Source organism: Nocardiopsis nanhaiensis, assembly GCF_054778635.1.
In genome coordinates this window covers 1-12,779 of the sequence record NZ_BAAGZJ010000067.1, presented here as the reverse complement: position 1 = coordinate 12,779, position 12,779 = coordinate 1, and the positions used below count along the sequence as shown (strand labels likewise).

Sequence of the window (12,779 nt, the reverse complement as noted above, 5' to 3'; positions counted from 1 at the left end):
GTAACCACAGATGGCGAAGAAGTCCCTGATTGCCAAGTCGCAGCGGAAGCCGAAGTTCGGCGTTCGCGCGTATACTCGATGCTCTCGGTGCGGCCGTTCGCGCGCCGTCTTCCGGAAGTTCGGCCTGTGCCGAATCTGCTTCCGTGACATGGCGCACAAGGGCGAGCTGCCCGGTATCACCAAGTCGAGCTGGTAGTTTCCGGTGGGGCCGATCAGGAGCGCGTCCTAGCGCGATCGGCCCCCCGAACTGCCACCGTCTGGTGGCTTTTCCGCGGAATCCGTGGCTGCCTGTAGAAGGCGGTACACGGGCCCGCGACATCCATTCAACAGGGCACGGCAGTCCCGCGAGGGACCGCGGTGCCCACGACCACGCTGTAGGTCCGTTTGTGCAGTGCCCGGGGGTAACCCCGAGGTACGCAGGCTCTGGGAAGGCCCGCACTCGGAAACCGCGGTGAGGAAGGGCCAGTCGGCCATGACGATGACCGACCCGATCGCAGACATGCTGACGCGTCTGCGTAACGCGAATTCGGCGTTCCACGACACCGTGACGATGCCGTATTCCAAGATCAAGGCGCACATCGCCGAGATCCTCCAGCAGGAGGGGTTCATCGAGGGTTGGCGGAGCGAGGAGGCCCCTGTGGGCCAGAGCCTCGTCCTCGACCTGAAGTACGGCCCCACCCGTGAGCGTTCGATCGCGGGCATCCGCCGGGTCTCCAAGCCCGGTCTCCGGGTGTACGCCAAGAAGGAGAACCTCCCGCGCGTGCTGGGTGGCCTCGGTGTGGCGATCATTTCGACGTCCGGTGGCCTGATGACCGACAAGCAGGCCAAGAAGCGTGGCGTGGGCGGCGAAGTCCTCGCTTACGTCTGGTAATAGGGAGAGACGAAAAGCATGTCGCGAATCGGTCGACTGCCGCTCTCGGTCCCCAAGGGCGTCGAAGTCACGATTAACGGGCAAGACGTCACTGTCAAGGGGCCGAAGGGCGACCTGAAGCACACGATTACCGAGCCGATCACCGCCGCCTTCGAGGACGGGATCCTCACGGTGGCGCGTCCCGATGACAAGCCGGAGAACCGGTCGCTGCACGGTCTGAACCGTGCGCTGATCGCCAACCTCGTCGAGGGTGTCTCCAAGGGCTACACCAAGACGCTGGAGATCCACGGTGTGGGTTACCGCGTCCAGGCCCGCGGCGCGAACCTGGAGTTCTCGCTGGGCTACAGCCACCCGGTCGTCGTGGAGCCCCCGGAGGGCATCACGTTCCGCGTGGAGAAGCCGACGATCCTCCACGTCGAGGGCATCGACAAGCAGCTGGTGGGCCAGGTCGCCGCGAACATCCGCGGTCTGCGCAAGCCTGACCCGTACAAGGCCAAGGGCGTGCGGTACAAGGGTGAGCACATCCGCCGCAAGGCCGGAAAGGCTGGTAAGTAGGCATGGGCATCACCGTGAGCCGTAAGCGCACCGCGAAGGCCACCACCTCGCGCAAGCGCCGGCAGTTCCGCGTCCGCAAGAAGGTCGTGGGCACGAGCGAGCGTCCGCGTCTGGCCGTGTTCCGCTCCTCCAAGCACATCGTCGCGCAGGTCATTGACGACACCAAGGGTCACACCCTGGTCGCCGCCTCCACTGTCGAGGCGGACGTGCGTGGTGCCGACGGCACCAAGTCCGACAAGTCCGTCAAGGTCGGTGAGCTCGTCGCGCAGCGCGCGAAGGACGCCGGTATCTCCGCGGTCGTCTTCGACCGTGGTGGTAACCGTTACGCCGGTCGTATTGCCAAGCTCGCCGATGCGGCGCGCGAGGGTGGGCTGGAGTTCTAGTTCGATGACCTCAGTACTGGCCAAGAACAAGCACGAGAAGAGGAATCACTGATGGCTGCAGCACCGCGGCGCGGCGCCGGTGGCGAGCGGCGTGATCGCCGTGACGATCGCCGCGGCGGCGCCGCAGACAAGGGTGTCTCCTACATCGAGAAGGTCGTGACCATCAACCGGGTCGCGAAGGTCGTCAAGGGCGGCCGTCGCTTCTCCTTCACGGCTCTCGTCGTCGTCGGCGACGGCAACGGCATGGTCGGTGTCGGTTACGGCAAGGCCAAGGAAGTTCCGTCCGCGATCGCCAAGGGTGTCGAGGAGGCGAAGAAGAACTTCTTCCGCGTCCCCCGCATCCAGGGCACGATCACGCACCGAGTCCAGGGTGAGGAAGCCGCGGGCGTCGTCCTGCTGCGTCCGGCCGCCCCGGGTACCGGTGTGATCGCCGGTGGTCCCGTGCGCGCCGTCCTGGAGTGCGCCGGCATTCACGACATCCTGAGCAAGTCGCTCGGCTCGTCCAACCCGCTGAACATCGTGCACGCCACGGTGGCGGCGCTCAAGGGCCTCAACCAGCCTGAGGAGATCGCGGCCCGCCGCGGCCTCCCGCTCGAGGATGTGGCCCCGGCTGCCATGCTGCGCGCTCGCTCTGAGGCGAAGGCAGGAGCCTGATCATGGCCAAGATCAAGATCACGCAGACCGGTTCCAAGATCGGCGGCGTTGAGAAGCAGCGCGCTACTCTCCAGTCGCTGGGCCTGGGCCGGATCGGTAAGTCCACTGTCCGCGAGGACCGCCCTGAGGTTCGCGGGCAGATCACGATCGTCTCGCACCTCGTCACTGTCGAGGAGGTCGCAGAATGAGCGACTACAACCCCGACGAGCCGCTCAAGCTGCACCACCTGCGTCCTGCTCCGGGTAGCAACAAGGCCAAGACCCGCAAGGGCCGCGGCGAGGCTACCAAGGGTAAGACCGCTGGTCGCGGCATGAAGGGCACGAAGGCTCGTAACACCGTGCGTCCCGGCTTCGAGGGTGGGCAGATGCCCCTCATCCGCCGGATCCCGAAGCTCAAGGGCTTCAGCAACGCCCGGTTCAAGACGCACTACCAGGTCGTCAACCTGGACAAGCTGAGCGAGCTCTACCCCGAGGGTGGCGAGGTCACTGTCGAGGGCCTGGTCGCCAAGGGCGCGGTTCGCAAGAACCAGCTCGTCAAGGTGCTGGGCACCGGTGAGATCACCGTCGCCGTGCAGGTGAGCGCGAACGCGTTCTCCGGCTCCGCTCGGGAGAAGATCACCGCCGCCGGTGGCACCGTCACCGAGCTGTAGGGTTCTCCCTACGATGAATACTGGGGGGCGTCCGCTCAGCAGGTCTTTGAAGGACCGGCTGGCGGGCGCCCTCACGTGTTGGTGAGTGTCGATCGTTATGCCTCACGAACCCGCCCGTCGAGTGATCACTGTTACAGTGCCGTCTGTTTGAGTTCCCCGCTTGACGTAATGTGAAGACTTCCGAGCACCGGGCGACAGGTCCGGTGCTGACGTTCTACGACGATTCAGGATCGGCCGCGATGTCTGGAACCCGTTCCGCCGCCGAAGCCGCGCAGGAGGAGACGTGCTAGGTGCGTTCGTTCGTGCATTCCGCACGCCCGACCTGCGCAATAAGCTGCTGTTCACACTGTTCATCCTGACGATCTTCCGGCTGGGTTCGGTGATTCCCGCACCGGGCATCGACTCGGCGGCGATCCGGGACCAGATGGAGTTCATCACCGCGCAGGACCAGTCCGGTGTCTACGCTTTGGTGAACCTGTTCAGCGGTGGCGCGCTGCTGCAACTCGCGGTGTTCGCGCTCGGGGTGATGCCATACATCACCGCCAGCATCATCATCAACCTGCTGACGGTGGTGATCCCCCGTCTGGAGGCCCTCAAGAAGGAGGGCCAGTCCGGACAGAGCAAGATCACCCAGTACACCCGCTATCTCACCCTCATGCTCGCCGTGCTGCAGGCCACGTCCATCGTGGCCATGGCCCGCACTGGCGCGCTTTTCCAGGACTCGATCCCCTCGACCACCTACATGCCCAACCAGGACATCCTCACCATGGTGACGATCGTCTTCGTGATGACCGCGGGCACCGCGATCATCATGTGGATGGGTGAGCTGATCACCGAGCGCGGTGTCGGCAACGGTATGTCGCTGCTGATCTTCACCCAGGTCATCGCGATGTTCCCCTCCTCGATCATGGGTCTGTACGAGGAGCGTTCGGTCTGGATCTTCACCATCATCTGCATCGCCGGTCTGGCCCTGATCACCGCGGTGGTGTTCATGGAGCAGGCCCAGCGCCGCATCCCCGTGCAGTACGCGAAGCGGATGGTCGGCCGCCGGATGTACGGCGGCAGCTCCACGTACATCCCCCTGAAGGTCAACCAGGCGGGCATCATCCCCGTGATCTTCGCCTCGTCGCTGCTGTACCTGCCGCAGCTGATCGTCGGTCTGCTGGGACAGGACTCCACCCACCCGGTGGCCCAGTTCTTCCAGACCTACTTCCTCACGGGCACTCACCCCATCTACATGGCGACGTTCTTCGTCATGATCGTCGGGTTCGCGTTCTTCTATGTGGCCATTACGTTCAACCCCACTGAAGTCGCCGACAACATGAAGAAGTACGGTGGGTTCATCCCGGGTATCCGACCAGGGCGTCCGACCGCCGAGTACCTCGACTACGTGTTGACTCGGCTGACGACCCCCGGCTCTCTCTACCTGGGTGTGATCGCTCTCCTGCCGATGGTCGCTCTCGGTGCCACCGGTGCCGACATGAACTTCCCCTTCGGCGGGACGAGCATTCTGATCATGGTCGGTGTCGGGCTGGACACGGTGAAGCAGATCGAGAGTCACCTCCAGCAGAGGAACTACGAAGGTTTTCTGCGATAAATGCGTGCAGTATTGGTGGGGCCGCCTGGGGCCGGCAAAGGCACTCAGGCCCAGATCCTCGCGGAAGAGCTGTCGGTCCCGAAGGTGTCCACAGGTGACATCTTCCGGGCCAACGTCAGCGGTGGTACCGAACTCGGCAAGAAGGCCAAGGAGTTCATGGACCGCGGCGATCTCGTCCCGGACGAGGTCACGAACGCCATGGTCAAGGACCGTCTGGCCCAGGACGACGCGGAGACGGGATTCCTGCTCGACGGGTTCCCCCGCAACGTCCCCCAGGCGGAGACCCTCCAGGGGATGCTCGTCGACCTAGACAGCGGCCTGGACGTCGTCCTGGAGCTGAAGGTCGACGAGGAGGAGGTCGTCAAGCGCCTCTCGGGACGCCGTTCCTGCCCCGAGTGCGGTCGGGTCTACCACGTCGAGTACGACGCCCCGCAGAGCACGGGCAAGTGCGACAACGAGGGTGCCGACCTGTACCAGCGTGACGACGACCGTGAGGAGACCATCCGGCACCGCCTGAAGGTCTACCGCGAGCAGACCGCTCCGCTGGTCGAGTTTTACGCCGGCGAAGGTCTGCTGGCCACCATCTCGGCCACGGGTCCCGTGGACGAGGTGACGGCTCGCGCGAAGGCCGCCATCGCGGAGAAGCGGTAGGCCGCCTGATGTTTCGAAAGGCGGATCCGAGCGTGCAGATCAAGACGCCGGAACAGATCGCCAAGATGAGGGCGGCGGGCCAGATCGTGGCCCGCGCCCTGGACGCCATCCGGGCCGCTGTGCGGCCCGGGGCGTCCACCCTCGGGTTGGACGCGGTCGCGGAGAAGGTGATCCGGGACGCCGGGGCCGTCCCGTCGTTCAAGGGCTACCACGGATTCCCCGGATCGATCTGCGCCTCGGTCAACGAGGAGGTCGTTCACGGAATCCCGACCGCCGAGCGCGTTCTGGTCGAGAACGACATCGTCTCCATCGACTGCGGTGCGATCCTCGACGGCTGGCACGGTGACTCCGCGGTCACCATCGTGGTCGGCGAGGGCAGGTCCGAGGACCTGACGATGATGGGCGTGTGCGAGGAATCCATGTGGCAGGGGATCGCGCAGATGCGCCCGGGCAAGCGCCTGGGGGACATCGGTTACGCGATCGCCGGCCACATCTCGGCCAACGGCGGCTACGGCAACGTGCGCGAGTACGGGGGCCACGGCATCGGTACCGAGATGCACATGGACCCGCACGTCCTGAACTACGGCAAGCGCGGGCGCGGCATGCGGCTGGTCGAGGGCATGTGCCTGGCCATCGAGCCGATGACCACGCTCGGCAAGCAGCACGTCGTGGAGCTCGACGACGGTTGGACCGTGGTCACGAAGGACGGTCGCCGCGCCGCCCATTTCGAGCACACCGTGGCGATCACGGCGGATGGCCCGATGGTGTTGACCGCACGCGAGTCGAACCGCGATAAAATTTCGCAGATGGGGTTCGTCCAGCCGACCTGGTGACGGCGGGCCCACCCCCGCGCCACCGGTGACCGACCGGGGCAGTGGGGTGGTGACCACTCAGAGGCGAGGTGCGCGCAGTGTCCGACCCGGTGCCGTCGATTCGAACGTCTGATTCCGAACGCGACCGTGTCGCGCAGCTGCTCCAGGAGCACTTCGCTCAGGGGCGGCTCGACCACGAGGAGTTCACCCAGCGCCTCAGCGGGGTCTACAAGGCCAAGACGGTGGAAGAGCTCTCCGAGGTCACCAACGACCTGCCCGAGCGGGATCTGGCCGATGTCGGTCGGGCCGCCGCCACGGACTCCGGCGCCGGTACGGTGCCGCTGCGCCTGCGGGACCCGGCCCTGATGGTGCCGTGGGTCCTCTACGGCGGGGTCAACGTCCTGTGCTTCTTCATCTGGCTGATCGTCTACTTCACGACTGGCGCCTCCTACCCTTGGTTCCTGTGGGTGCTCGGTCCCTGGGGGATCCTGATGGGAGTGGTCACATTCGGTGTGCTCCTCGCCCAGCGCGGCCAAGGCGACGAACAGAGCTGAACCCGGCCGGTTCCGCGGTCCGTGCGGTTCGTTCCGTCGGGCGGACGGTGTGGAAGGTGTAGGCTTCTCCGCCTCTCGGTTAGGAGTACTTGCCGGAAGGGGATAGACTGGCACTGCCCATACGCGGGCTGTTGGGTCAGTCTGCCTTCTTTGTGCCACGTCATTTCACCGACGTTCGCCTGTCTTGCAGTTGGCCCGAGCTTCCAGTGTGTTTCGGCTTTGGCGACCCGGTCTACCGGCGGTCGCCGAAGTCTTCGTGTCATGCGAGGCCACTGGGGTCGCGTCGGGTTGTCATGATCAACCAATTGATGAGCGAGGCGTGGAGGACATGGCGAAGAAAGACGGCGCCATCGAGATCGAGGGTTCCGTTGTCGAGTCGCTACCCAACGCTATGTTCAAGGTAGAGCTCGACAACAAGCACACGGTCCTTGCCCACATCAGCGGCAAGATGCGGATGAACTACATCCGTATTCTCCCCGACGACCGGGTCGTCGTGGAGCTGAGCCCGTACGACCTCACGCGCGGGCGCATCGTTTACCGCTACAAGTAGCCCGTCAGGGGCCGCACGGCCCAAGACTGGTGATGTGATGAGTTCGGAGTCACCATGAAGGTCAAGCCGAGCGTGAAGAAGATCTGCGCGAAGTGCCGCGTGATCCGCCGTAACAGCCGGATCATGGTCATTTGCTCGGACCCGCGACACAAGCAGCGCCAGGGTTAGTGACCCCGGTACGCTCCGCGGCTTCCGCACAGCTTTGACCCGGCAGGGAGGACACCTCCCGCCGGGTGAGTAACAACAAGAGCCTGTTCCGATCTCCTGCCGCCCGTACGGGCGCGGGGGAGAACCCCCGGTCGGAGGCCGGGGCCTCGTCGATTGGGCGACGAGAGGATGGAACGGGTCAGACCTCCGCAAAAGTATGGATGGAGTCTCGCCCACATGGCACGCATTGCCGGCGTTGACCTCCCCCGCGACAAGCGGGTGGAGATCGCTCTCACTTATGTTTTCGGGGTTGGCCGCACCCGCGCCATCGAAACCCTGAAGGAAACCGGTGTCGACGGGAACACCCGCGTCTACCAGATGTCCGAAGAGGACCTGGTCAAGCTGCGCGACTGGATCGACGCCACCTACCAGGTCGAGGGTGACCTGCGTCGCGAGGTCCAGGCCGACATCCGTCGCAAGATGGAGATCGGTAGCTACCAGGGCTTCCGTCACCGCCGCGGTCTCCCGGTCCGTGGTCAGCGTACGCAGACCAACGCCCGTACCCGCAAGGGCAAGAAGAAGACCGTGGCCGGAAAGAAGAAGGCCAAGAAGTAGTCCGCCTCGGACCAGCCAACCGCGTCCGAGAAGAAACGTACGGACCGATGATCTCTGGGAGTTTCGCTCATGCCGCCTAAGGGCCGTCAGGGTGCCGCGCGCAAGGTGCGCCGCAAGGAAAAGAAGAACATTGTCCACGGGCACGCTCACATCAAGAGCACGTTCAACAACACGATCGTGAGCATCACCGACCCGACCGGTGCGGTGATCTCGTGGGCCAGCTCGGGACAGGTCGGCTTCAAGGGGTCGCGTAAGTCCACCCCCTACGCCGCGCAGATGGCCGCCGAGGCCGCTGCCCGCCGCGCCCAGGAGCACGGCGTCCGCAAGGTCGACGTCTTCGTGAAGGGCCCGGGTTCCGGCCGGGAGACCGCCATCCGTTCGCTGCAGGCGACCGGCCTCGAGGTGGGTTCCATCCAGGACGTCACCCCGGTTCCGCACAACGGCTGCCGCCCGCCCAAGCGCCGCCGCGTCTGATCCGCACCGGCACCCGCGCTTCCTACCGCGCGGGTGCTCCGTGGGTGCTTGTCCGCGTGGCCCCGGGATGGGGCACGCGCGGGCAGGGTAGGAATCCGAGTAGAGGGCACCGCCGATCCGGAGGTGCCCGTCCGGTGGCCGTCATATAGCGGTCGGCCATGTGGAAGGGAAAACACGGACCATGTTGATCGCACAGCGTCCCACGCTCGCCGAGGAAGTCGTCTCGGACCTGCGCTCGAGGTTTGTCATCGAGCCGCTGGAGCCGGGTTTCGGTTACACCATCGGTAACTCGCTTCGGCGTACCCTGCTGTCCTCCATCCCCGGTGCGGCTGTGACCAGCATCCGCATCGAGGGCGTCGAGCACGAGTTCACCACCGTGCCCGGGGTCAAGGAGGACGTCACCGAGATGATCCTCAATCTCAAGGGCCTGGTCGTCAGCTCCGAGCACGACGAGCCGGTTCTGATGTACCTGCGCAAGCAGGGCCCCGGTGTGGTGACCGCCGCGGACATCGCTCCGCCGGCCGGTGTCGAGGTGCACAACCCCGACCTTCACCTCGCCACGCTGAACGGCAAGGGCAAGCTGGAGATGGAGCTGACGGTCGAGCGCGGCCGCGGTTACGTCTCGGCGACGCAGAACAAGCAGCAGGGGCAGGAGATCGGTCGGATCCCGATCGACTCCATCTACTCCCCGGTACTGCGTGTGACCTACAAGGTCGAGGCCACCCGAGTCGAGCAGCGCACCGACTTCGACCGCCTGATCGTCGACATCGAGACCAAGCCGGCCATCCGTCCCCGTGACGCTGTGGCCAGCGCGGGCAAGACCCTGGTCGAGCTGTTCGGTCTGGCGCGTGAGCTCAACGTCGACGCCGAGGGCATCGACATGGGCCCGTCGCCGACGGACGCCGCGCTCGCGGCGGACCTGGCGCTGCCGATCGAGGACCTCAACCTGACGGTCCGGTCCTACAACTGCCTCAAGCGTGAGGGCATCCACAGCGTTGGCGAGCTGGTGGCCCGATCCGAGCAGGACCTGTTGGACATCCGCAACTTCGGTGCCAAGTCCATCGATGAGGTCAAGCAGAAGCTCATCGACATGGGACTGTCCCTGAAGGACTCCCCGCCCGGATTCGACCCCAGCACCGCGGCCGACTCCTTCGGCTCCGAGGACGACGAGGGCGAGTCCTTCGTCGAGACGGAGCAGTACTAGACCTTCGTCGCCCAAAGGTCTCCGGCCGAGTGTGGCCGTGGACCGCATCACTAGGAGAACGACACCATGCCCACGCCTACTAAGGGCGCCCGTCTGGGTTCCGGGCCCGCTCACCAGCGGCACATGCTGGCGAACCTGGCCACCTCGCTGTTCGAGCACGGCCGCATCCGCACCACTGAGGCCAAGGCCAAGCGCCTGCGTCCGTACGCCGAGAAGCTCATCACGCTCGGCAAGCGGGGCGACCTGCACGCCCGTCGCCAGGTGCTGACCAAGATCACGGACAAGGCCGTCGTGCACGAGCTCTTCACCGAGATCGGTCCGCGGTTCGAGAACCGTCCCGGTGGCTACACCCGGATCACCAAGATCGGTCCGCGCAAGGGCGACAACGCCCCGATGGCGATCATCGAGCTGGTCGAGGCGATGAGCGCCCCCGCCGCTCCGGCCGCCGCTGCCGCGGCTCCGGCCGAGGAGTCCACCGAGGCCAAGGCCGAGGAGACCGCCACGGAGTCCACCGAGGCCAAGGCCGAGGAGAGCGCCACGGAGTCCACCGAGGCCGCCGAGGAGAGCGCCACGGAGTCCACCGAGGCCGCCGAGGAGAGCGCCGAGAACAAGTAGGGCGGATCATGCTCGGGCCGCGGCCCGGGTGACACGCTCGTGGAGTGCCCGACCCTTGCGGGGGTCGGGCACTTTGTTTTGACGGCCCCGTCGCTGCCGCGTCCGGGGACTGATCGGGGTGGGGATGGACGACAAGGAAACTACGGTCCGGCTGCGGCTGGACATCGCCTACGACGGCACCGACTTCTCCGGGTGGGCCAGGCAGCCCGCTCGGCGCACCGTGCAGGGCGAGCTGGAGTCGGCCCTGGCGAAGGTGCTGCGGCTGCCGGAGGCCGCCGTCACGTGTGCCGGGCGCACCGACGCGGGGGTACACGCCCGAGGCCAGGTCGCCCAGGTCGACGTTCCGTTCACGACCTGGGAGAACGAGGGGGAACGGGTTCTGCGGAGACTGGCCGGGGTGCTGCCGAAGGACGTCCGGGTCAACGGTGTCCGGTTGGCCCCGCCCGGGTTCGACGCGCGCTTCTCGCCGCTGTTCCGGCGTTACGTGTACCGGGTCAGCGACGCTCCCTACGGTGTTGACCCGCTGCGCCGCAGGGACGTGCTGTGGCACCGCAACCCGCTGGACGCGGACCGGATGAACGGCGCCGCGCGGCTGCTGCTGGGAGAGCACGACTTCGCGGCCTTCTGCAAGAAGCGCGAGGGTGCCACCACCATCCGGGAGCTGCTGCGGCTGGAGTGGGTCCGGGAGGAAGAGTTCCTTCTCGCCGGCACCATCCAGGCCGACGCGTTCTGCCACAACATGGTGCGCGCCCTTGTGGGTGCCCTCTTGGCGGTGGGGGACGGGCGACGCGAGGCCGAGTGGCCGGGGAGGGTCCTAGGGGCCGCGGTGCGCGACTCGTCGGTGCACGTGGTCGGTCCGCAGGGGCTGAGCCTGGAGGAGGTGCGCTACCCGGCCGACGGGGACGTGGCGGAGCGCGCCTCCCTCACCCGCCGAGTACGCGGGCTGCCGTGCCAGGGGCACCGGGAGTGAGTCGGCAGGGGTATCGGTTCTGACCCGGCACAGCCGGAAGGGCGCCCGGATTCCGATCCGGGCGCCCTTCCGGTCCCTCGTGTGTGCGCGTGGAGCGGGTGCTCCGCCTCAGGCGCGGTCGTCGGCGAGCGCGTCGTATGCGGAGTCGATGAAGCCGTCACCGATGTCGCGCAGCTCGGTGGCGTCGGCCTCTTCGTCGTCTTCGGCTTCCTCCCCGCTGCCGTCGCTGTTGGCGGAGAGGGAGAAGAGGAGGTAGCGGCCCCACTGGCCGCTGCTTCCGTGGCCGCCGGAGTAGCCGAGCCGTTCGGCGGCGGTGCCCTCTTCCCCGGGCAGGCCGGCGAACCACTGCGCGGCGACCAGGTCCTGTGCTCCCATGGCCTCCTCGGCCTCGGAGTCGCTGGGCATGGCCGCCACACCCACGGTCACGGCGTGGTTCTCGTCCTCGCTCAGGTACGAGGCGCGGACCATCTGACGGCAGTCGTTGTCGCTGAGGACCTGCCCGTAGTCGCCGTGTGTGCCCGCGGCGCAGTCCTCGATGTCGTCGATGGCCACGCGGCTGAACGAGCCCTGCCCCTCGACGTCGATCTGCTCGGGAAACAGGCTGTCCGGGGCCAGTTCGCCCGGATCGTCGCTCTCGTCCCCGACGGTGGAGGCGTTGGCGCCGCCGTCGGCGAGGCCGCCGCTGGCGAAGAAGAAGGCGCCGCCGCCCGCCACCACCAGCAGGGCGGTGAAGAGCGAGCCCATGAGGATGGTGCGCTTCTTGGAGTTCTGCGGGGGATAAGGGTCCCCGTAGTCGTCGTAATCGTCGTAGTCCTGGACACCCGTGACCTCGAACTGCGCGGTGTCGGCTCCGGCGTCCTCAGGTACCTCGTCCCGGTACAGCGGGCGCTCACCGGCGCTCGCGCCGGGGCCGGGAACGGCCCGCAGGTTCTGGGTCGAGCCCATCGCCTCAGCGGGGAAGACGGGCTCCTCCTGAGGCGGCGGGGGCGCCGGGTGGCCGTGTTGGGGGTTGGGCGGGCCGCCGTGGGGCGGAGGGCCGCCGGGGTTCCCGGGCGGGGGGCCGTTCGGCGGCATTCCGGGGCCGCCGGGCACTCCGGGGGGAAGGGCGTTGGGCGGGGGAGGTCCTTGCTGGTTCATGGGCGGCTGGCCGCCAGAGGGTCCGCCGGGGCCTCTAGGGGCCCCCATAGCGGGGGGGCCTGGCTGGCCAGGCCGTCCCTGTGGACCCGGTTGTCCCTGCGGGCCGGGCTGACCAGGGTGTCCGGGGTGTCCGGGGGGAGCCTGGGGCGGGCGTCCCTGCGGGGCGGGAGCGTTCTGCGGACTGCCTGGGTTCGGGGCGCCGGAGGGAGGGTTCTGGCCAGGCAGGGGCGTGCCGGGAGGGACGTGCGGTCCGTTCTGGGTGACATGTCCCATGCTGGGGTGGGTGCCGCCGGTGCCGCCGGGGGGCCCAGGGGCACCGGCCGGGCCACCAGGGCGACCGG

At 67.0% G+C, this 12,779-nt stretch carries 19 protein-coding genes; 18 read left to right on the top strand and 1 reads right to left on the bottom strand.

Features of this window, described 5'->3' with window-relative positions; translation table 11 throughout:
• The first annotated feature begins 10 nt into the window (after positions 1-10).
• The 18 genes from ACYVD1_RS25640 to truA all read left to right on the top strand — a co-directional run bounded on the left by ACYVD1_RS25640 (position 11) and on the right by truA (position 11,301).
• Complete coding sequence (locus tag ACYVD1_RS25640; RefSeq protein ID WP_460777058.1) at positions 11-196, top strand: type Z 30S ribosomal protein S14; 186 nt, start codon at positions 11-13, stop codon at positions 194-196.
• A 276-nt stretch (positions 197-472) separates the two neighbouring features.
• Positions 473-871: a 30S ribosomal protein S8 gene (gene rpsH / locus ACYVD1_RS25635; protein WP_460777057.1), complete on the top strand. Its 399-nt coding sequence runs from the start codon at positions 473-475 to the stop codon at positions 869-871.
• Positions 872-889: 18 nt separating this feature from the next.
• On the top strand, positions 890-1,426 hold the full coding sequence (rplF, locus tag ACYVD1_RS25630; protein WP_460777056.1) for a 50S ribosomal protein L6: 537 nt from the start codon (positions 890-892) through the stop codon (positions 1,424-1,426).
• Between the two features lie 2 nt (positions 1,427-1,428).
• Positions 1,429-1,809 (top strand): 50S ribosomal protein L18, encoded by a 381-nt coding sequence (rplR, locus tag ACYVD1_RS25625; protein ID WP_460747645.1) that lies wholly within the window; start codon positions 1,429-1,431, stop codon positions 1,807-1,809.
• Positions 1,810-1,860: 51 nt separating this feature from the next.
• Positions 1,861-2,463 carry a 30S ribosomal protein S5 gene (gene rpsE / locus ACYVD1_RS25620; RefSeq protein WP_460777055.1) on the top strand — a complete coding sequence of 201 codons (603 nt, stop codon included), beginning with the start codon at positions 1,861-1,863 and terminating at the stop codon, positions 2,461-2,463.
• Between the two features lie 2 nt (positions 2,464-2,465).
• Complete coding sequence (gene rpmD, locus ACYVD1_RS25615) at positions 2,466-2,651, top strand: 50S ribosomal protein L30 (protein WP_460747647.1); 186 nt, start codon at positions 2,466-2,468, stop codon at positions 2,649-2,651.
• On the top strand, positions 2,648-3,112 hold the full coding sequence (rplO, locus tag ACYVD1_RS25610; protein ID WP_460747648.1) for a 50S ribosomal protein L15: 465 nt from the start codon (positions 2,648-2,650) through the stop codon (positions 3,110-3,112). Before rpmD ends, rplO begins: the two co-directional genes overlap by 4 nt.
• Positions 3,113-3,395: 283 nt before the next feature.
• The gene (secY, locus tag ACYVD1_RS25605) at positions 3,396-4,709 is read left to right on the top strand and encodes a preprotein translocase subunit SecY (protein ID WP_460777054.1); all 1,314 of its coding nucleotides are present in this window, start codon (positions 3,396-3,398) and stop codon (positions 4,707-4,709) included.
• Positions 4,710-5,360, top strand: a complete 651-nt coding sequence (locus ACYVD1_RS25600; RefSeq protein WP_460777053.1) for an adenylate kinase — start codon at positions 4,710-4,712, stop codon at positions 5,358-5,360.
• Between the two features lie 8 nt (positions 5,361-5,368).
• Positions 5,369-6,193, top strand: a complete 825-nt coding sequence (map, locus tag ACYVD1_RS25595) for a type I methionyl aminopeptidase (RefSeq protein ID WP_460777052.1) — start codon at positions 5,369-5,371, stop codon at positions 6,191-6,193.
• 77 nt (positions 6,194-6,270) lie between these two features.
• Positions 6,271-6,726 carry a DUF1707 domain-containing protein gene (locus tag ACYVD1_RS25590; RefSeq protein ID WP_460777051.1) on the top strand — a complete coding sequence of 152 codons (456 nt, stop codon included), beginning with the start codon at positions 6,271-6,273 and terminating at the stop codon, positions 6,724-6,726.
• Positions 6,727-7,054: 328 nt separating this feature from the next.
• Positions 7,055-7,276: a translation initiation factor IF-1 gene (infA, locus tag ACYVD1_RS25585; RefSeq protein WP_017578623.1), complete on the top strand. Its 222-nt coding sequence runs from the start codon at positions 7,055-7,057 to the stop codon at positions 7,274-7,276.
• Positions 7,277-7,330: 54 nt separating this feature from the next.
• Entirely contained in the window at positions 7,331-7,444 is a 114-nt protein-coding gene (gene rpmJ, locus ACYVD1_RS25580) for a 50S ribosomal protein L36 (RefSeq protein WP_026117481.1), read from the top strand.
• 216 nt (positions 7,445-7,660) lie between these two features.
• Complete coding sequence (rpsM, locus tag ACYVD1_RS25575; RefSeq protein ID WP_460777050.1) at positions 7,661-8,038, top strand: 30S ribosomal protein S13; 378 nt, start codon at positions 7,661-7,663, stop codon at positions 8,036-8,038.
• 69 nt (positions 8,039-8,107) lie between these two features.
• A complete protein-coding gene (gene rpsK, locus ACYVD1_RS25570; protein WP_013156138.1) occupies positions 8,108-8,512 on the top strand; it encodes a 30S ribosomal protein S11 in 405 nt (134 codons plus the stop codon).
• Between the two features lie 181 nt (positions 8,513-8,693).
• The gene (locus ACYVD1_RS25565; RefSeq protein ID WP_460747654.1) at positions 8,694-9,716 is read left to right on the top strand and encodes a DNA-directed RNA polymerase subunit alpha; all 1,023 of its coding nucleotides are present in this window, start codon (positions 8,694-8,696) and stop codon (positions 9,714-9,716) included.
• Between the two features lie 66 nt (positions 9,717-9,782).
• Positions 9,783-10,331, top strand: coding sequence for a 50S ribosomal protein L17 (rplQ, locus tag ACYVD1_RS25560; protein WP_460777049.1), 549 nt, complete (start codon positions 9,783-9,785; stop codon positions 10,329-10,331).
• Between the two features lie 124 nt (positions 10,332-10,455).
• On the top strand, positions 10,456-11,301 hold the full coding sequence (gene truA, locus ACYVD1_RS25555) for a tRNA pseudouridine(38-40) synthase TruA (protein ID WP_460777048.1): 846 nt from the start codon (positions 10,456-10,458) through the stop codon (positions 11,299-11,301).
• A 108-nt stretch (positions 11,302-11,409) separates the two neighbouring features.
• Here the strand turns inward: truA and ACYVD1_RS25550 are convergent, their stop codons facing one another.
• Complete coding sequence (locus tag ACYVD1_RS25550) at positions 11,410-12,438, bottom strand: hypothetical protein (RefSeq protein WP_460777047.1); 1,029 nt, start codon at positions 12,436-12,438, stop codon at positions 11,410-11,412.
• Positions 12,439-12,779 lie beyond the last annotated feature (341 nt).

Excerpts from the sequence above, each read along its gene's own strand:
- rpsK (WP_013156138.1), top strand. The coding sequence starts at position 8,108 with ATGCCGCCTAAGGGCCGTCAGGGTGCCGCGCGCAAGGTGCGCCGCAAG.
- rpsM (WP_460777050.1), top strand. The coding sequence starts at position 7,661 with ATGGCACGCATTGCCGGCGTTGACCTCCCCCGCGACAAGCGGGTGGAG.
- ACYVD1_RS25600 (WP_460777053.1), top strand. The coding sequence starts at position 4,710 with ATGCGTGCAGTATTGGTGGGGCCGCCTGGGGCCGGCAAAGGCACTCAG.
- ACYVD1_RS25640 (WP_460777058.1), top strand. The coding sequence starts at position 11 with ATGGCGAAGAAGTCCCTGATTGCCAAGTCGCAGCGGAAGCCGAAGTTC.
- infA (WP_017578623.1), top strand. The coding sequence starts at position 7,055 with ATGGCGAAGAAAGACGGCGCCATCGAGATCGAGGGTTCCGTTGTCGAG.
- rpsE (WP_460777055.1), top strand. The coding sequence starts at position 1,861 with ATGGCTGCAGCACCGCGGCGCGGCGCCGGTGGCGAGCGGCGTGATCGC.
- rplR (WP_460747645.1), top strand. The coding sequence starts at position 1,429 with ATGGGCATCACCGTGAGCCGTAAGCGCACCGCGAAGGCCACCACCTCG.
- ACYVD1_RS25550 (WP_460777047.1), bottom strand. The coding sequence starts at position 12,438 with ATGAACCAGCAAGGACCTCCCCCGCCCAACGCCCTTCCCCCCGGAGTG.
- rpmD (WP_460747647.1), top strand. The coding sequence starts at position 2,466 with ATGGCCAAGATCAAGATCACGCAGACCGGTTCCAAGATCGGCGGCGTT.
- map (WP_460777052.1), top strand. The coding sequence starts at position 5,369 with ATGTTTCGAAAGGCGGATCCGAGCGTGCAGATCAAGACGCCGGAACAG.
- rplQ (WP_460777049.1), top strand. The coding sequence starts at position 9,783 with ATGCCCACGCCTACTAAGGGCGCCCGTCTGGGTTCCGGGCCCGCTCAC.
- truA (WP_460777048.1), top strand. The coding sequence starts at position 10,456 with ATGGACGACAAGGAAACTACGGTCCGGCTGCGGCTGGACATCGCCTAC.
- rpmJ (WP_026117481.1), top strand. The coding sequence starts at position 7,331 with ATGAAGGTCAAGCCGAGCGTGAAGAAGATCTGCGCGAAGTGCCGCGTG.
- ACYVD1_RS25565 (WP_460747654.1), top strand. The coding sequence starts at position 8,694 with ATGTTGATCGCACAGCGTCCCACGCTCGCCGAGGAAGTCGTCTCGGAC.
- rplO (WP_460747648.1), top strand. The coding sequence starts at position 2,648 with ATGAGCGACTACAACCCCGACGAGCCGCTCAAGCTGCACCACCTGCGT.
- rpsH (WP_460777057.1), top strand. The coding sequence starts at position 473 with ATGACGATGACCGACCCGATCGCAGACATGCTGACGCGTCTGCGTAAC.
- rplF (WP_460777056.1), top strand. The coding sequence starts at position 890 with ATGTCGCGAATCGGTCGACTGCCGCTCTCGGTCCCCAAGGGCGTCGAA.